We start from the raw sequence: 15069 nt of genomic DNA on the forward strand, positions 1-15069 counted from the left end.
TCCTTTCTCGTGTTCTCATTACTTCAGCATATGCCAGGTGGGACAAGGAATATACAGCGAACATGCAAAAAACCTTTTCATTTTGAATGAAAAGGTTCCAATTCGGATTATTTGCCGGATTCATCATCATGACACCGGTGGCAAATACCATGGAATGTCAATCTATGATCCTTAATTTTAAATTTCCAGTCGCGTTCAATAATCTCTTCAACATCTTCTAATAAATCATCTTCTATCTCATCGACTGTTCCGCATTCCATACAGACAAGATGGTGATGGAAGTGGGCGGCTCCTTCTTTGCGAAGATCATATCGCGAAACGCCGTCTCCAAAGTTAATTTTATCAACAACTTTCAGTTCAGTAAGCAATTCTAACGTCCGATAAACAGTAGCAAGACCAATTTCAGGAGACTTCTCTTTTACGAGGAGGTATACATCTTCTGCACTTAAATGGTCTTCTTCATTCTCAAGCAGTACTCTTACTGTTGCTTCACGCTGTGGCGTGAGCTTATAGCTGGAAGAATGAAGCTGTTTCTTAATTCGATCAATCCGATTTTCCATTGACTTTCCCTCCTACGCCACATTACTTGATCATTATATCAAATGATGTGCAGAGAGCCAACTATAATCATTTTAAATTGATAAATAAATTGATTATTATTTAATAACGATTATAAAATTATCAAAACAGAACACCTGCCAGCTTTTTCATCAGCATGAATGATAAGTATGATTCAAAAAAGGACGAAAGAGCAGCGAGGGTTAAAATCATCAGTAGAACAGAAGCATACCGGCCAAACCAATGGATTGGCGCTTGACTGATGGTTTTTTTCATAAAAAGCTGACCAATTAAACGAATGGAGAACGCAATCGCACAAGTTCCGATCACTAAATACGCAGGAATGAGCAAGATATTTTGAGGAAGCACCGAGACAAAAGATAGAAAAAAACCGCTAAGCCCCATTTGATTGACCAAAAAACCGACAGTAAACCCAACTACAATCCCTTTTAAAAAGATCATCAGAAAAATAAGCGGCAGGCCAATGATGGAAATTCCGAGTATCCACATGAGGCCCAAATATTTCATATGATGCAAAAAGCTTTGCAAAAACATTTCTTTTGATTCTGCTGCTTTCTCATTCGTCAGTTGACCAAAAAATTGATTTAAATAGTAGAATAAATCCTCTTTCTGACTCATTGTCATACTATTGACGATAATGGCTCCAAAAATGACGCCCATTAAAAATAGTACAGAAACAAACAAATAAATTGATAAATGATCTTTCACGTGCTGAAGAAGATGTTCTTTCCAAGACTTTTTCCGCATGCGCCTTCCTCCCAAATAGTAAAGGTTACTAGATTCTATGAGAGAGCAGACGAAACATGACAGTTTTATGAAAAGAAAAACGAGAAAGCAACTGTACACTGCTTTCTCGTTTCCTTTATCGTGCAGCTTTTTGTACGTTCACAAGCCCAGCTCCATAATAAAAAGGTTCGCCAAGTTTTGTGGCCGTTTTTGTCAGCCTTTCACGCAATTCATCATTTGTGAGATTCGGATGTTTTGATAGAATGACTGCCGCAGCACCAGCTACATGAGGTGATGCCATAGACGTTCCACTCTTATATCCATATTCGTTATGAGGAATGGTACTTAATGTTGAAACACCTGGTGCTGATACTTCCACCTCTTCCCCAACAGAGGAATCAAAGGCTCTTTGCTTTCGTTGATCCACAGATGCAACTGCCATGACAGAGCTGTATTTGGCCGGGTAATCTATCGTATTAAGTGACCCGTAGCTTCCAGCATTTCCTGCAGATGCCACAATGAGAATCCCGTTGTCATATGCTCGATCTACCGCTTCTTTCAGCGCCTCCGATTCACTTGCTCCCCCCATACTAATATTGATGACATCCATCTCATTCTCAATCGCCCATTCAATGCCTTTAATGATCCAGCTATAGTAGCCGTCACCATTTTCATCTGCCACTTTCACCGCATAGATCGAAGCTTTTGGTGCCACACCAACGACGCCTACCTTATTATCTAAAGCTGCGATCGTGCCTGCAACGTGGGTTCCGTGTTCATGCGGATCAACGAGCGGATCGGACTCTGTTGGAACAAAGCTGACACCACCAGTTACATGTAAATCTTCATGCTTGCCGTCGATTCCACTGTCAAGAACAGCTATTTTGACATTCTGTCCGGCATATCCTCGTTTATGTACCTTTTGTGCTTTGATGCTTTTGATACCATAAGGGACGCTTTGACCGCTTGTTTTTGCTTTTTGGTCTTCCTCAATAAAAGTAACTTCTTTTGCTTGATGTAGTTTTTCTTTTGATGCTTCGTTCAACGAAACTTTCATCATATCTATTTTATCTATTGATTCTTTCACATGACCGCCAGCTTTTTCAACAAGCTGTTTTTGTGTTTTGTCTTGAACGGAAGAAGAAAAACCGATCATATACTCTTTTTTTGCTTGATCCTTTGCAGATACATCTGATGCGCCGAATGTCATCGATGCCAGCAGCATACTTGCCATACAAAGCCCTGCTCCAAATGATTTGACCTTCACGATACCCACTCTCCCTTTCATTTCTTTTTGTCATTTAACTACATTTTTAGACAAAAAGAAACGACCGTTTGTCCTATTTTTTAAAATTTTTCCAATTATTTGATCTACTTGTCACAAAAAAGCAAAATAAAAATGCTTATGATCCTGTTCATAGCGATCATAAGCATTCCTACCTTTATGTTTTTTCATCATATGCTGCAAGGCTTCTTGTTTTGTTTTTGTCTTTCTTTCGTGTGTACTAAAATGCGGTATATTTCCTCTCGATTGTTCTGGATTTCGACTGTGCTGCCTTTGAAGGTGTTCTCTCTTTTTCTTTGCTTTGCTTTTTCCCATTTCGCAAAACCCCTTTCGTTGTCGTTATGATACATGAAAGAACCTAAAAAAGATAGACGTATACACGTCTATCTCAAATTGTTGACAAAAGGCTAAAATGTACTTGATTTTAGCCTTTTGTCTTCTTTTCAGCGTGATAGAAAACCTTTGCAGTCTAGGAAGGACGAGCACTGGCGCGGAGCGAATTTGACATTCGTGAGCACCGGAGCGCAGGGCTGACAAAGAATGCGAGGGTTTGTCTACACGCTGAAATAGACGTATACACGCCTATCTTTCTTTTCTCACCATATCAAGATGCGGAATTCCATCCTCATCATAACAATCTGAGACAGCTTCGAAGCCAAACGATTCGTAGAACGATTTCAAATAAGCCTGTGCTTGGATTTTAATCTTTGTTTCGCCTAATTCACTGAGCTTTTTTATCGCCTGATCGAGCAGGATCTTCCCGTAACCTTTTTTCCGGCCGGTCTTCGTCACAAGGACACGGCCAATGGATGCCTCTTTGTACATGATCCCGCTTTGGAAAATGCGGCAATAAGCCACAATCGTGCCGTTCTCTTTGGCGATTACATGCAGCGCCTCTTGATCACGATGATCAATTTCAGGATAAGGACATGTTTGTTCTACAACAAACACATTCACTCTTTCCATTAAAATCAGGTAAAGGTCCTCTTTAGACAGTTGTTCAAATGTGTGACATGTCCATTTAAGTTGATTCATGATTGATATCCACCTTACCGTAGACCCCGCCTCCGCCAGCGATCAGTCCAACTTCACCTCTTCTTGCTTTGATGATGTAATCGGCTGTTTTCTCAGGCAGGACCGCTTTTAATTCTTGTTCTGTTGCTTGATGAAGAATATTCATCTCTGTATGAAAGACAGCTTTTAACTTTTCTAACGTTTTGGCTCCAACACCTGGAATAAATTGAAGGGGAAGCTGGTGAACATAAGGAGGCCTTATTCCTTTGTCACTTTCTTGGTCAGCAAGCTCCTTTAACCGCTCACTCACCCCTTTTGTCATTCGGGTATGGCCGCATGCTTGGCACTTTTCTTGCTCCTGACTGTCAGGTCTTACCCCGCATTTCTCACAGGTCGTATGATAATACTTTCCGAGCCGCGGAGCGAGCCCATAATTTCCAGTGATGTTTCTGCCATCTTTTCCTTGAAGCGCTAGCTCGAATTCAGCAAAGGAGGCATGATCCATTCGGATCTTAGTATATTCCCGCGCAATTTTCCCTAAAGAATGGGCATCTGAATTTGTTAAAAAAGGATAGCGGTTTAGCTCACTTAGCTGGGAGGCCATAGACGTATCACAGCTAAGGCCAAGCTCAACAGCATCAATGAGTTCTGGATCGAATACTTCGGTTAAAGACGTATTGACCCCTTTGCCGTATAAACTTTTATGCGGCGTAAAAATATGGGCAGGAATAAATAATCCCCCTAGTTCCTTCACCTTATGCTGAAGCGTTCTTCCATCCACATATAACCGCTGTGAACTCAAATGCACATTTTTCATATGAAGAGAAAGCCATGCGGAAAACTCAGACATTTTGCGAAGCGTGGGCATAAAGGCAAGCACATGAATCGGACCTTTTGATTGGTCATCATTGATTTCTAGCTCACTGCCTAAAAGCAAAACGGTCTTTCCAAATGATAAACCGCCATCGCTTAGTTCAGTGTACGTGCCTTCCTCTACACCTTCTATCAATTCTTCTAGTACTTCAGGAGATTGTGCATCAATCACACCAATCATCCCCATCCCTTTACTTTGAGACGCTTCAATGAGAATTTGGTCAATGGTCAGTGACCTTGCACCTGTAATTTTGACAGCCTTGCCTGTTCTTGTTCGACCAATATGAATATGGATATCTGCAAAGAATTCCCTCATTTTGTAGACTTAAGTACCTCTTGCAATTGTAAGTATTGAATGGTATAGGCTGTTTTTGCATCATAAATATGCTGTTTTTCGATAAGGTGCAGCGCTTCTTCTAATGAAACTTCCATCACTTCGACAAATTCATCCTCATCCAGCTCTCGTTTCTCTTCAAGCGGGACCAGCTGATCGGCAAGGTAGATATGAACAATTTCATCCGCAAACCCTGGTGATGTATAAAAAGCGGTCAGCTTTTGGAGCTCCTGAGTTGTATAGCCTGTCTCCTCTTCCAATTCTCTCAGTGCTGTATGTGCCGGCTCTTCTCCTTTTTCTAATTTTCCAGCCGGGATTTCAACGATGGCTCTCTCCAGTGCTTTACGGTATTGTTTGACCAAAATGATTTTATTTTCGTCTGTACGTGCAATGACGGCTACTGCACCTGGATGTTTAATGATTTCGCGTTTGCCTGGTTTTCCGTTCGGCAATTCTACATCTTCAAGAACCAAGTCAATGATTTTTCCGTTATATAATGTTTTTGACGATAATGTTTTTTCTTCAAAGTCCTTCAATTTTGTCAGCTCCTCGTTCTACTTTCACTTTTTACTTCATTCATTTTAACATAGATGTTTTAGGAGAAGCCAAAATGCGAACGCCTGCTTCAATGCGCCTTTTGAAATCACCTAGCTTGAATTCCAGAATTGTTTCACTTAATGTGAAAGGATAGGAGTGTGATTGAATTGAAAAAAAGACGAATTGGCACCTCTGATCTCTTGGTTAGTGAGGCGGCACTAGGATGTATGTCCCTTGGGACTGAAAAAGAAAAAGCGCTCTCTTTATTAGATGAAGCCATTGATCTTGGGATTAACTATTTGGATACAGCTGATTTATATGATTTTGGAACAAATGAGGAAATCGTCGGGGAAGCCATTAAGAACAGACGCCAAGATTTGATTTTGGCCACTAAAGGCGGCAACCGCTTTGAAAAAGGCAAACCTGGCTGGGACTGGGATCCTTCAAAAGCATATATAAAAGAGGCAGTGAAACAAAGCCTGAAACGACTTCAAACAGATTATATTGATTTATATCAATTGCATGGCGGCACAATTGACGATCCAATTGACGAAACCATCGAGGCATTTGAAGAATTGGTTGAAGAAGGTGTCATTCGCTATTACGGCATATCGTCGATCCGTCCGAATGTCATTAAAGAATACGCCAAAAAATCAAATATCGTGAGCGTGATGATGCAATATAGTTTACTCGATCGCCGCCCAGAAGAATGGTTTTCTCTTCTTGAAGAACAAAGCATTAGTGTCGTGGCAAGAGGTCCTTTAGCAAAAGGATTATTAACTGAAAAACCCCTTTCGCAAGCAAGTGCGGCGATTCAAAAGAACGGGTATCTTGAATATTCATTTGAAGAGCTCCAGCAAATCATTCCTTCGTTAAAGAAAGTCGCTTATGACCTATCACTGACAGAGCTGTCCATTCAATACTTGCTCAAGCATTCTGCAGTCAGTTCCGTTGTATTTGGTGCAAGCTCGGTGAAACAGTTAAAAGAGAACGTGGCAGCGGCAAATGCGCGTTCATTAAGCGACCAAGAAGTTAAAGCTTTGTCATATTTCACAAAACAGTCTGTGTATGAGACGCATCGTTTGAATCAATAGAAGACAAATGGAAGAACAGCTTGCCACTTATGTTTTGTTTTAATGTACAACCCTATTGGTGCGATTCTGAAATGAAGTGATACGAGGGAGTTAGACGTGTTTTCTCTCAGGCTCATGTAGTATGTATTCATCTCAATGATATAACATAAAAAAGGGAGCATCATAGCTCCCTTTTTTAACTTTTATACTTTCTCCAGTCTAAATGACTTTCATCTAGCAGCTCTGAGAAGCTTTTATTTTTTTCTTTTTCTTTCTGTTGCCGAAGGAGGTCTTGTCGTTTTTGTTCTTCTCTTTTTTCTGTCTCGGCGGCCAGATTCTGCTTCATTTGAAGGAGCTGCTGTTTCACATCATCCTTTATGCCGTCCTTTAGCTTTGCTTGATCTTGATTGGTCTTTTTCACTTTGCCTCTCTCCTTTTGCTTTAGTGTATCATCCGTTTTATTTGCTCAGCAAGAGTCACGCCAAACTCCCAACATGTGGTATGATCTTCATAGAAACCCTTCGGAAAGGAAGAATCAGCTTGAAGAAGAAATGGCTCGCTATACTCGCCTTGGTATTATTTCCACTCGCTGCAATCGGCATTTTTTTTACCAATAAAATGATGTATATACGAAAATTAACGGATGAAGAGCTCATCAAACGAGAATCAGATGAAGGGCACTATCATCACGAGGAGTTTCAACAGCTGCAAAAAGAGAAAGTTTGTATTCCTTCAACATTTGGTTATGATCTTCATGGCTATTTTTTACCGATCCCTCATACAACACGCACCATCGTTCTTTGTCACGGGGTTACAGTCAGTTTGATCAATTCCGTGAAGTATATGAAATTATTCCAAAAGCTTGGATGGAATGTGCTGCTTTATGATCATAGAAGACATGGGATGAGCGGCGGAAAAACAACGAGCTATGGATATTATGAAAAAGAAGATTTGGCTCAAGTCGTCAAGTGGCTGAGAAAAAGGCTTGGGGAAAAAGCAATCATTGGGATACACGGAGAATCGATGGGCGCAGTCACAACTTTATTATATGCTGCAAAACCAGATGCAAACGCCAATTTTTACATCGCTGATTGTCCTTTTGCTTCCTTTGAGGATCAGCTTCTGTATCGATTAAAAACAGATTTTCGTCTTTCAGGACAGTGGATTCTTCCACTAAGTGATCAAGTGTTGAAATGGCGGGACGGATACAGCATTCGGCAAGTTTCTCCACTTGATGTAATCGATCAGGTGAAAGAACCTATCCTTTTTATTCATAGCCTCCATGATGACTATATCCCTTGTGAGCAAAGCGAGCAGTTATACGCACGCAAAAAAGGTGATAAACGGCTATTTATTGCGCCACATGGTGCGCATGCGATGTCTTATAGTGACAATAAGGAAGTCTATGAACAAGAGGTCGAAGCATTTTTGGAAGCATTTCAATTCAATCAAAATGAAAGAGGAGAATGAACAGCAGTTCGTCTCCTCTTTTTGCTAACTTATACGATAGTCACCACTGTTGTATGGTGTCTGCCCGCCAGCTCCATATGGCTCTCTTCCGATTGCTGCTGACTCATGACCGATAACCCTGCAGTTGCTGCCAATAAAAGAACTATCAAACTCATTTTCATATAAATGACCTCCATTTTGAATTTTTGATATGGCTTGAATTTTCCTTTCGTAATACCGGGTAGAAACTTCAAATAATCCAAGCTCATTATAATAATGAGCCGCATCAAGTGCCAGTTCCTCAATATCTGGGTATAAACGCTTGTCCTCCAACAAATCTAATGTATCGTCTATGATTTTTATTTCTGCATCAACGTATAATGCTTTTAAAAACTGAAACTTGCAGATGTAAATTTCATCTTCTAATTCACAGGCTTTCATAATACCTTGTTGATAGAGGGTTAACGACTCTTCTATTTGTTTTTGTTTAAACAGGATTTGGGTCAGCATAAATAGTGGGTCTAGAGAGCGATTCAGATGGGTTAAATTCTCCTTTTCAAACACTTCAAGAGAGTCTTTGAGATAGCGACTTGCTGTAGCAAGATCGTTCATTTGGTAATAGCAGTTACCTAAGTTGAAAAGGGCCGAACCTATGACTCGAGGGTTTCCAATTGAGCGTGCTCGCTTTAGAGCATTTTTAAAGTAGGGCAATGCATGTTCATAGCATTTCAAATCATCATAGTTTGCACCGATGACAAATTCACAGTGGATGATTCTCAGCGTGTACGTTCTGTAGGCAGAGTACGTATCTAACGCTTGCAAAGCATAGTGCATCGAAAAGTGGGTTTGTTTCATGTGGTAGTATATTTCTGCTAATTTAAAATAAAATTCTGCTCTTTCTATATCATCTGATATGAGATTGAGCTTTTTTTCTGCGGAACGGTAATAAGCAATGGCGCTCAAATAGTTTCTCTGTTCAAATTCAAACATTCCTGTAAAAAAATGAACATAGTATTCAAGCATATCTGTTAATTTGGTCTGCGAATGTTCAATTGTTTCTAGAAGCTTCTTAATCTCCTCATCATTCGAGGCTTTTTTTGCCGGTTCAAAATATTCAAGCATGACCTTATGTCGAAAATCCATCAGCTGGTAAAAAAGCAGCAAGTTCTGATCTTGCTCCATCTCAAGGATTTCCTGCTCGATCTCGGCCTTTAGCTTCTCTGCTTTCATGACATGAAATCCGCAAATCTGCCTATACCATTCGTTTATTTTGATTCCAACCTGAGGCGATGACAGCTTGAGCTTCAATTCACCTTAGCACCTCCCTCCTCATGTACGATACATGTTGTATTCTATCATATTTCCTCGAATGGAAGAAATATGAAATGTCGTTTTTCGTAAAGTTTTCGGTATCCCGCAATAACCGCTTTCATTGCCGATTTTTCGGCATTTACAGTCTCTATTTTTCTCTTTCTATTTTTCTCATTTTGTCTAAATGTTTGTTAAAAATGACTTTTTATCGTTGAAAAATCTCATTTTTCAAATTAGACAGTTCTCCTGTTTGATGAGATGATGATGGCACAAAAAAAGCCCTCTTCAGCAAAGGGCTTATAACACATCTGTTACGTGTTCCATATTCTCTTTTATCCAACTGACTGCTAATTCAAGCGTTGGAAATTCTTCCGTTTCAAATGTGACTTCATCTTGGAGAAGCCAGACGTCCTTTTTTACTGAATCCATTCCACCGATTGACCAGTGCAAAAGGCTATATGGATGATTATTATTTAAAAACGACACCCACGTTTTATTTTGTGCCGTATTTTGTATCACTTTCAGCTTTTGATCCACTACGTTTCCACCTTACTTTACAAGTATACCCATTCTCGGGCTGAGTATTTGTTGAGGACTTTTCAACATAAGTGTATTGGCTTTTTCATTGAAATCAATCGTCATTTCCTCGTCAAAAAACACCTTTTGTGCTGTGTGTATATATAGTTTTAAATGTTGGCTATTTTTAAGTGGTTCCCATTCACCTGTTCTTTCACTTGTTAACCAAAGCATCGGTACGCCACTCACTGCACAGCCACAACCTTCTGAATCGTAGCGAAGCAGTAATTCCTTCGTTCCGTTTCCTGTTTGCTGTTTCTCTATATACGTTTTAGCCAGTTCTGTGATGTGAATATACATGGCGAACATCCTTTTTAAATTGATTCTTACATTGTAACACATAAAACACCATAAAACATGACACACGACTAAATCCGAAAGTCATACTCTTTGAAATACACGCTCTTCTCACTAGGATTATATCTATCTATTGGCTCTTTCTGCATCCTGTTTTTTAGATTTATACTGATGACGCTATCAATTTTAAAAGAAGAAACAGGAGGTTTTAGATCGTGAAAAAAAGATTATCTCTCTGCTTTATCGGGGCGCTGATATTGATGTTGAGTTTCACTATGCCCAACATGAAAGCGGCATCTATCCTTGATGAAGTACGAGAAAGCTATGCGACTTATACGGGATCTGGTTACTCAGGGGGCGCCGCTTTATTAGACCCTATTCCCTCTGACATGAAAATTACAGCTTTAAATCCCCATGACTATAACTATAAAGGGGTAAATGCGGCACTTGCAGGGGCTTACCTTGAAGTAACGGGGCCAAAAGGAAAAACCGTTGTGTATGTAACCGATAAATATCCAGAAGGAGCAAAAGGAGCTCTTGATCTTTCTCCTAATGCCTTTGCCAAAATTGGCAATATGGAAGATGGGAAAATCCCAATTAGTTGGAAAATTATAAAAGCACCGATTAGCGGAAATGTAGCTTACAGAATAAAAGAAGGTAGCAGTGAGTGGTGGGCTGCGATTCAAGTGCGCAATCATAAATATCCGGTTATGAAAATGGAATATTACAAAGATGGACAATGGGTGAACATGGAAAAGACAGACTACAACCATTTCCTTGGCTTTCATATGGGGTCTACATCTCTTCCTGTTCGAATCACAGATATTCGCGGGGTCATAGTAAAGGATCAATTACCCGCTCTTCCATCTACTGCTGCTTCACAGGCCTATATTGTAAAAGGCAATGTTCAACTTCCTAATTAACGAGATGAAGAGGCAGCTTATTTAAGAGCTTCCTCTCTTCCTTCTTTATCCCAGCGATATGCCTCATTTTCTATTTCTTTTATGATTTCATTCTTTCCCGCCATATAGCTTTGTATATCTTCCGGATACTGCTTTGCTAATTGTTCCTTGACAGACGCATACGCTTCAGCTCGTTCTGGGTGGAGTCTTAAGTAATTTCGAAACAATAAATGTCTTTTCACATCAGGATGATTCCTTTCATACACATGGACATGATGCGTACGATTCAAGCCACCCTTTTGAAAAAAACGTCTCCCTTTTATACCATTTTCACCGAGCGCTTCATATCCAAGGTGTTCAAATCTCTCTTTTTTTCTATCAATCTCTTCTATATCGCTTACTTCTATTAATATATCTATAATTGGTTTGGCAACAAGTCCTGTAACTGACGTGCTGCCTATATGGTATCCTTCTATCCAGCTCTTTTGAATGATTTGCTTGAGTCGCTGCTTTTCTTGACGGAATTCTTCATGCCATTCGTTTTTGAATTCGACAACCTCAACCTTGCGTCGCGGTGTCCATTTCATTTTTGATAGGGTGAGCTCTTTTTCCACATGAATGACATTTGTTTCAAAAAACCCTAATTTTTCATATAGCCTTTTTGCAGGGGTGTTTTCCTGCCCTGTGGTCAGTTCTATCGGAACATTCTTCTCTATGATTGTGGACATAAGTCTTGTTCCAATACCCTGCTTTAGCGCTTTTGGATGCACAGCCAATCGACTAATGATCAAACAATCTTTCAGCTCTTCATAAGAGACTACACCTAATAAGAGATCATGTTGCTGAAAACCAATAAATTGCTCTTTTGCTTTCATGACATCTTGAATGGTCTCTTTTAATGGCGGAAGATCAGCATAGCCAATTTGTTCAGCTTCTTGTTGGTATGCAGCTAGTTGAATATGTAAGATCTGCTTTGCTACATCACTTATTGTGTGATCTAAATGAACAATCATTTCATTGCCTCCAGCTTCTTCACAAATAACACACGGTCTTCATGAATGCCATCGTAATCTGAAAAGACTGAGATGCCATCTACTGTTTTATCTCCCTTTTCTATCTGAAACCCGAGTTTTGTATGGTAAGCAATGGAGACTTTATTGATAGGAGCTGTGACAGCTTTAATTGTTGTTCTTCCTTCCTTTTCAGCCGCTTCATAAAAAGCTTGATAGAGGATTTTACCTATCTTTAATTTACGGTGATCTGGGTGGACACCAACAAAGTGAATATAGGCTTCATCCGAATGAGATTGCGATAAAAAACCAACCAAAAAGCCGATCAGCTCTCCCTTTTCAACGACAACAAAACTTGTTTGCTGGAAATGTTCAAAAAAGAGCTTTGGCAATTTTGCACGCAAATCTCTGCCTCCCCACCAGCTTTGAATGACGGATGTGACTGCGTAAAAATCTGACGGTTTCACTTGACGTATCATGTTGGCCTCGCCCCTTTTCCATTTTGGCTTTCCTTGCTTGGATCGATTTTTTCTCAGAAATACGATTGTTTCAATAGTCTACCTGGCTGATCAAGTGATTGTAAAGACAGTATGCCTGTCTTTTTTCATATTCACTTGTTGGTTCTTCGTCTTTCAGCCGTCATCTCCTTTTAAATCTTCACACTTATTTCAAAAAGTTCACTTTTTGTGCGAAAGTTTCATTCATTTGTTATGTTAAGATGGTTCATATAGGAAATGGTACAAATGTTTATTGGAGATGATGAGATTGGTTTGGGTTGTTATTTCGCTTGTTGTATTTAGTCTTTTAAAGCTGCTTGTCACCTCTTTGCCCTCTGGTGTTGTTGAGCGCCTTTTTAGCCGCTACGCCGTACATGCTAAAGTAACAAGTGAGCAAACAAATATTACTTTTCAAGGTCGTTCGCTTGATGAGCAGCGAGCATCTGAAATCATTCAACATTTTAATGATGCGATCTTTATTGAACGCTATTATATTTACCCTGGTGATGAAGAACGCTTTCTTCATCCGAATGAAGGGCCAGCGCCGCTTACTATGCAAACAAAGCATGGGAAACATGATGTCACCCTTTATCTGTTCCATTATGATGACCATGTGGATGTGGTTCGGCAGTTTACACATAAGCCAAAGAAAAAGCTGATGGCTTATCGTCTGCGTTCTGAACCGCTCCAAACATTCCACAACATGGCACATGCCTAACAATCGTTGCAGCAGACGAGACGAAGTGTTCACCACTTCGTCTTTTTTGTATGGACAGCTTTTGAATGATTTACCAGTATGAATTTCACCTCATGTTGTTTACAATAGATACAGAACATACGTTCCTAGAGGTGAAGTACAATGAATGAACGAGCCATTCTGCTTGTGGATATGCAGTCATTTTATGCATCAGTCGAGAAGGTGGAGGCGCCTCATTTGGAGAATGTACCGCTCATTGTCTCTGGAGATCCAGAACGAAGAAGCGGAGTCGTCCTAGCAGCCTGCCCTCTCGCTAAGAAACGTGGCGTACAAAATGCATCAAGGTTATGGGAAGCACAGGAGAAATGTCCTGAAGCAGTGGTTGTACGTCCACGTATGCAGCGCTATCTCGATGTCTCTGTCATGATTACAGAACTGCTTGAACAATACACAGACCTTGTCGAGCCATATTCCATTGATGAACAGTTTCTTGATATTACAGGCAGTCTTACACTATTCGGCTCTCCACATGAGATCGCTCAACATATACAAACAACGATTATGAATCAGACTGGCATTTACGCACGTGTGGGCATCGGCCCTAATAAAGTGCTCGCTAAAATGGCCTGTGACCATTTTGCCAAAAAAAACACATCCGGCATCTATGAACTGAGTGCCGACCGGGTTGCTGCTGATTTATGGCCGCTTCCAATTGGAAAATTATTTGGCGTCGGCAAACGAATGGAGCATCATTTGAAACGAATGGGCATCAGTACCATTGGCACACTTGCTACTTATCCGTTAGACCGATTAAAGAAACGCTGGGGAATCAATGGGGAGCTTCTGCAGCGAACAGCTTTAGGACACGATCCCTCCCCAGTCACTATTCACACACATGATCAGCAAAAAGCCGTTGGGCATCATATGACCCTTCCCCGTGATTACGCATCTTTTGAGGAGATCAAAGTCGCTCTTCTTGAATTGAGTGAGGAAGTCGCTAGGCGGGCACGTTTTAAGCATTATCTCGGTCAAACGGTGTCTGTTGGTGTAAGAGGGGCTGATTTTTCACATCCAACAGGCTTTCATCGACAAATGAAGCTTCATTCACCGACACAGTATGGCTCAGATATTGCAGAGGCAGCGATTCAGCTATGCCAGCAGCACTGGGATGGCCAGCCCATTCGCAGTGTAGGCATTACCCTCTCACAACTGCAGCCTGACAGCCACTATCAGCTGACTTTATTTGATCATCATTTGAAGAAAGATCAACTCAGCAAAGTATTTGATGAAATCCATCTGAAATATGGACCTGCGGCATTATTGCATGCTTCGTCACTGACAAGCGCAGGGCAGGCATATCACCGCGCCGAAAAAATTGGCGGGCATTACAAATAACGGAGGCGAACAAGCATGAATCCCAATAAATTAACACCTGGATACAACATCATGTGGGAATCAAGCCGAATGATGCTACCAGAGCACCGGGAGCAACTACTTGCTCAAAAACGAAAGAAAAAAGAATATACACCTCTACCGCTCAGCTCCGATCAGCTAGAGGAAATGAATGTTTTGATCACACAGTCGATTACCGAGGATCAAGCGATTTGCGTGACATATGTCTCATCAGGCATGAAAGCACAGTTTTGGGGCTGGGTGAAAGCCATTCATTATGAAACACGCCAAATGAAAATCGTGAATGACGAAGATGTTCTAAACCTTTCCTTACATCAAATTATTGCCATCGATCTCAATTGATTTTCGCAAAACGAAAACATGATCATCGAAAAACACGCTTCGTTTTTCTGAAAAAATTATGACCCATCAAGGCTTAAAACCTTGAAAACGAGGCATATGCTCTTGGAATGAACGGAACGGTTCAAGCTTCTCTGTCATTTGACGGATGACTCCT

General features: G+C 40.5%; 19 protein-coding genes. 6 read left to right on the top strand and 13 right to left on the bottom strand.

The annotated features are described in order from the left end of the window. Positions 1-107: 107 nt before the first annotated feature. The 7 genes from fur to MKY11_RS11025 form a co-directional block, all read right to left on the bottom strand. Positions 108-560: a ferric iron uptake transcriptional regulator gene (fur, locus tag MKY11_RS10995; RefSeq protein WP_003215577.1), complete on the bottom strand. Its 453-nt coding sequence runs from the start codon at positions 558-560 to the stop codon at positions 108-110. A 121-nt stretch (positions 561-681) separates the two neighbouring features. After that, a complete protein-coding gene (gene spoIIM / locus MKY11_RS11000; RefSeq protein WP_017367532.1) occupies positions 682-1326 on the bottom strand; it encodes a stage II sporulation protein M in 645 nt (214 codons plus the stop codon). Between the two features lie 115 nt (positions 1327-1441). After that, complete coding sequence (locus tag MKY11_RS11005; RefSeq protein WP_096881589.1) at positions 1442-2572, bottom strand: S8 family peptidase; 1131 nt, start codon at positions 2570-2572, stop codon at positions 1442-1444. Between the two features lie 111 nt (positions 2573-2683). Beyond that, positions 2684-2905: a hypothetical protein gene (locus MKY11_RS11010; protein WP_024718937.1), complete on the bottom strand. Its 222-nt coding sequence runs from the start codon at positions 2903-2905 to the stop codon at positions 2684-2686. Positions 2906-3172: 267 nt separating this feature from the next. After that, positions 3173-3625: a GNAT family N-acetyltransferase gene (locus tag MKY11_RS11015; RefSeq protein WP_008343848.1), complete on the bottom strand. Its 453-nt coding sequence runs from the start codon at positions 3623-3625 to the stop codon at positions 3173-3175. After that, complete coding sequence (locus MKY11_RS11020; protein WP_342501409.1) at positions 3612-4793, bottom strand: TIGR00375 family protein; 1182 nt, start codon at positions 4791-4793, stop codon at positions 3612-3614. Before MKY11_RS11020 ends, MKY11_RS11015 begins: the two co-directional genes overlap by 14 nt. Continuing rightward, the gene (locus tag MKY11_RS11025) at positions 4790-5347 is read right to left on the bottom strand and encodes an NUDIX hydrolase (RefSeq protein ID WP_342501410.1); all 558 of its coding nucleotides are present in this window, start codon (positions 5345-5347) and stop codon (positions 4790-4792) included. Before MKY11_RS11025 ends, MKY11_RS11020 begins: the two co-directional genes overlap by 4 nt. 168 nt (positions 5348-5515) lie before the next feature. On the opposite strand from MKY11_RS11025, the gene MKY11_RS11030 reads away from it, so the two are divergent. Continuing rightward, a complete protein-coding gene (locus tag MKY11_RS11030; protein ID WP_008343842.1) occupies positions 5516-6442 on the top strand; it encodes an aldo/keto reductase in 927 nt (308 codons plus the stop codon). Positions 6443-6617: 175 nt separating this feature from the next. On the opposite strand, the gene MKY11_RS11035 is transcribed toward MKY11_RS11030, so the two are convergent. Then, the gene (locus MKY11_RS11035; protein WP_008343840.1) at positions 6618-6842 is read right to left on the bottom strand and encodes a YqkE family protein; all 225 of its coding nucleotides are present in this window, start codon (positions 6840-6842) and stop codon (positions 6618-6620) included. A gap of 119 nt (positions 6843-6961) precedes the next feature. On the opposite strand from MKY11_RS11035, the gene MKY11_RS11040 reads away from it, so the two are divergent. Continuing rightward, positions 6962-7891, top strand: a complete 930-nt coding sequence (locus tag MKY11_RS11040; protein WP_342501411.1) for an alpha/beta fold hydrolase — start codon at positions 6962-6964, stop codon at positions 7889-7891. 24 nt (positions 7892-7915) lie between these two features. On the opposite strand, the gene MKY11_RS11045 is transcribed toward MKY11_RS11040, so the two are convergent. From MKY11_RS11045 to MKY11_RS11055, 3 genes are all read right to left on the bottom strand, one after another. Then, entirely contained in the window at positions 7916-9178 is a 1263-nt protein-coding gene (locus tag MKY11_RS11045) for a tetratricopeptide repeat protein (RefSeq protein ID WP_024718943.1), read from the bottom strand. A 300-nt stretch (positions 9179-9478) separates the two neighbouring features. Beyond that, positions 9479-9718, bottom strand: coding sequence for a YqkC family protein (locus MKY11_RS11050; RefSeq protein WP_008343836.1), 240 nt, complete (start codon positions 9716-9718; stop codon positions 9479-9481). A gap of 12 nt (positions 9719-9730) precedes the next feature. Beyond that, the gene (locus MKY11_RS11055; RefSeq protein ID WP_039165847.1) at positions 9731-10057 is read right to left on the bottom strand and encodes an iron-sulfur cluster biosynthesis family protein; all 327 of its coding nucleotides are present in this window, start codon (positions 10055-10057) and stop codon (positions 9731-9733) included. A 212-nt stretch (positions 10058-10269) separates the two neighbouring features. On the opposite strand from MKY11_RS11055, the gene MKY11_RS11060 reads away from it, so the two are divergent. Then, positions 10270-10977 carry an expansin EXLX1 family cellulose-binding protein gene (locus tag MKY11_RS11060; protein WP_282745233.1) on the top strand — a complete coding sequence of 236 codons (708 nt, stop codon included), beginning with the start codon at positions 10270-10272 and terminating at the stop codon, positions 10975-10977. A gap of 17 nt (positions 10978-10994) precedes the next feature. On the opposite strand, the gene MKY11_RS11065 is transcribed toward MKY11_RS11060, so the two are convergent. Together MKY11_RS11065 and MKY11_RS11070 are read right to left on the bottom strand one after the other, a co-directional pair. Next, positions 10995-11969, bottom strand: coding sequence for a GNAT family N-acetyltransferase (locus MKY11_RS11065; protein WP_342501412.1), 975 nt, complete (start codon positions 11967-11969; stop codon positions 10995-10997). Beyond that, the gene (locus MKY11_RS11070; protein ID WP_007501073.1) at positions 11966-12445 is read right to left on the bottom strand and encodes a GNAT family N-acetyltransferase; all 480 of its coding nucleotides are present in this window, start codon (positions 12443-12445) and stop codon (positions 11966-11968) included. Before MKY11_RS11070 ends, MKY11_RS11065 begins: the two co-directional genes overlap by 4 nt. A 286-nt stretch (positions 12446-12731) precedes the next feature. Here MKY11_RS11070 and MKY11_RS11075 point away from each other — a divergent pair, with 286 nt between their 5' ends. From MKY11_RS11075 to MKY11_RS11085, 3 genes are all read left to right on the top strand, one after another. Then, positions 12732-13181, top strand: a complete 450-nt coding sequence (locus MKY11_RS11075; RefSeq protein ID WP_024718948.1) for a YfmQ family protein — start codon at positions 12732-12734, stop codon at positions 13179-13181. A 141-nt stretch (positions 13182-13322) separates the two neighbouring features. After that, a complete protein-coding gene (locus MKY11_RS11080) occupies positions 13323-14555 on the top strand; it encodes a DNA polymerase IV (protein ID WP_024718949.1) in 1233 nt (410 codons plus the stop codon). A gap of 15 nt (positions 14556-14570) precedes the next feature. Next, positions 14571-14915 (top strand): YolD-like family protein, encoded by a 345-nt coding sequence (locus MKY11_RS11085; RefSeq protein WP_017367544.1) that lies wholly within the window; start codon positions 14571-14573, stop codon positions 14913-14915. Positions 14916-15069: the final 154 nt, after the last annotated feature.

It is taken from the genome of Bacillus sp. FSL W7-1085 (assembly GCF_038595035.1).
In the GTDB taxonomy this organism is placed as follows: Bacteria; Bacillota; Bacilli; order Bacillales; family Bacillaceae; genus Bacillus; species Bacillus altitudinis.

What these genes read in the sequence shown, in the direction of transcription:
- fur (WP_003215577.1), bottom strand. Translation starts at nt 560, where the DNA reads ATGGAAAATCGGATTGATCGAATTAAGAAACAGCTTCATTCTTCCAGC.
- MKY11_RS11015 (WP_008343848.1), bottom strand. Translation starts at nt 3,625, where the DNA reads ATGAATCAACTTAAATGGACATGTCACACATTTGAACAACTGTCTAAA.
- MKY11_RS11055 (WP_039165847.1), bottom strand. Translation starts at nt 10,057, where the DNA reads ATGTATATTCACATCACAGAACTGGCTAAAACGTATATAGAGAAACAG.
- MKY11_RS11020 (WP_342501409.1), bottom strand. Translation starts at nt 4,793, where the DNA reads ATGAGGGAATTCTTTGCAGATATCCATATTCATATTGGTCGAACAAGA.
- MKY11_RS11085 (WP_017367544.1), top strand. Translation starts at nt 14,571, where the DNA reads ATGAATCCCAATAAATTAACACCTGGATACAACATCATGTGGGAATCA.
- MKY11_RS11065 (WP_342501412.1), bottom strand. Translation starts at nt 11,969, where the DNA reads ATGATTGTTCATTTAGATCACACAATAAGTGATGTAGCAAAGCAGATC.
- MKY11_RS11070 (WP_007501073.1), bottom strand. Translation starts at nt 12,445, where the DNA reads ATGATACGTCAAGTGAAACCGTCAGATTTTTACGCAGTCACATCCGTC.
- spoIIM (WP_017367532.1), bottom strand. Translation starts at nt 1,326, where the DNA reads ATGCGGAAAAAGTCTTGGAAAGAACATCTTCTTCAGCACGTGAAAGAT.
- MKY11_RS11010 (WP_024718937.1), bottom strand. Translation starts at nt 2,905, where the DNA reads ATGGGAAAAAGCAAAGCAAAGAAAAAGAGAGAACACCTTCAAAGGCAG.
- MKY11_RS11080 (WP_024718949.1), top strand. Translation starts at nt 13,323, where the DNA reads ATGAATGAACGAGCCATTCTGCTTGTGGATATGCAGTCATTTTATGCA.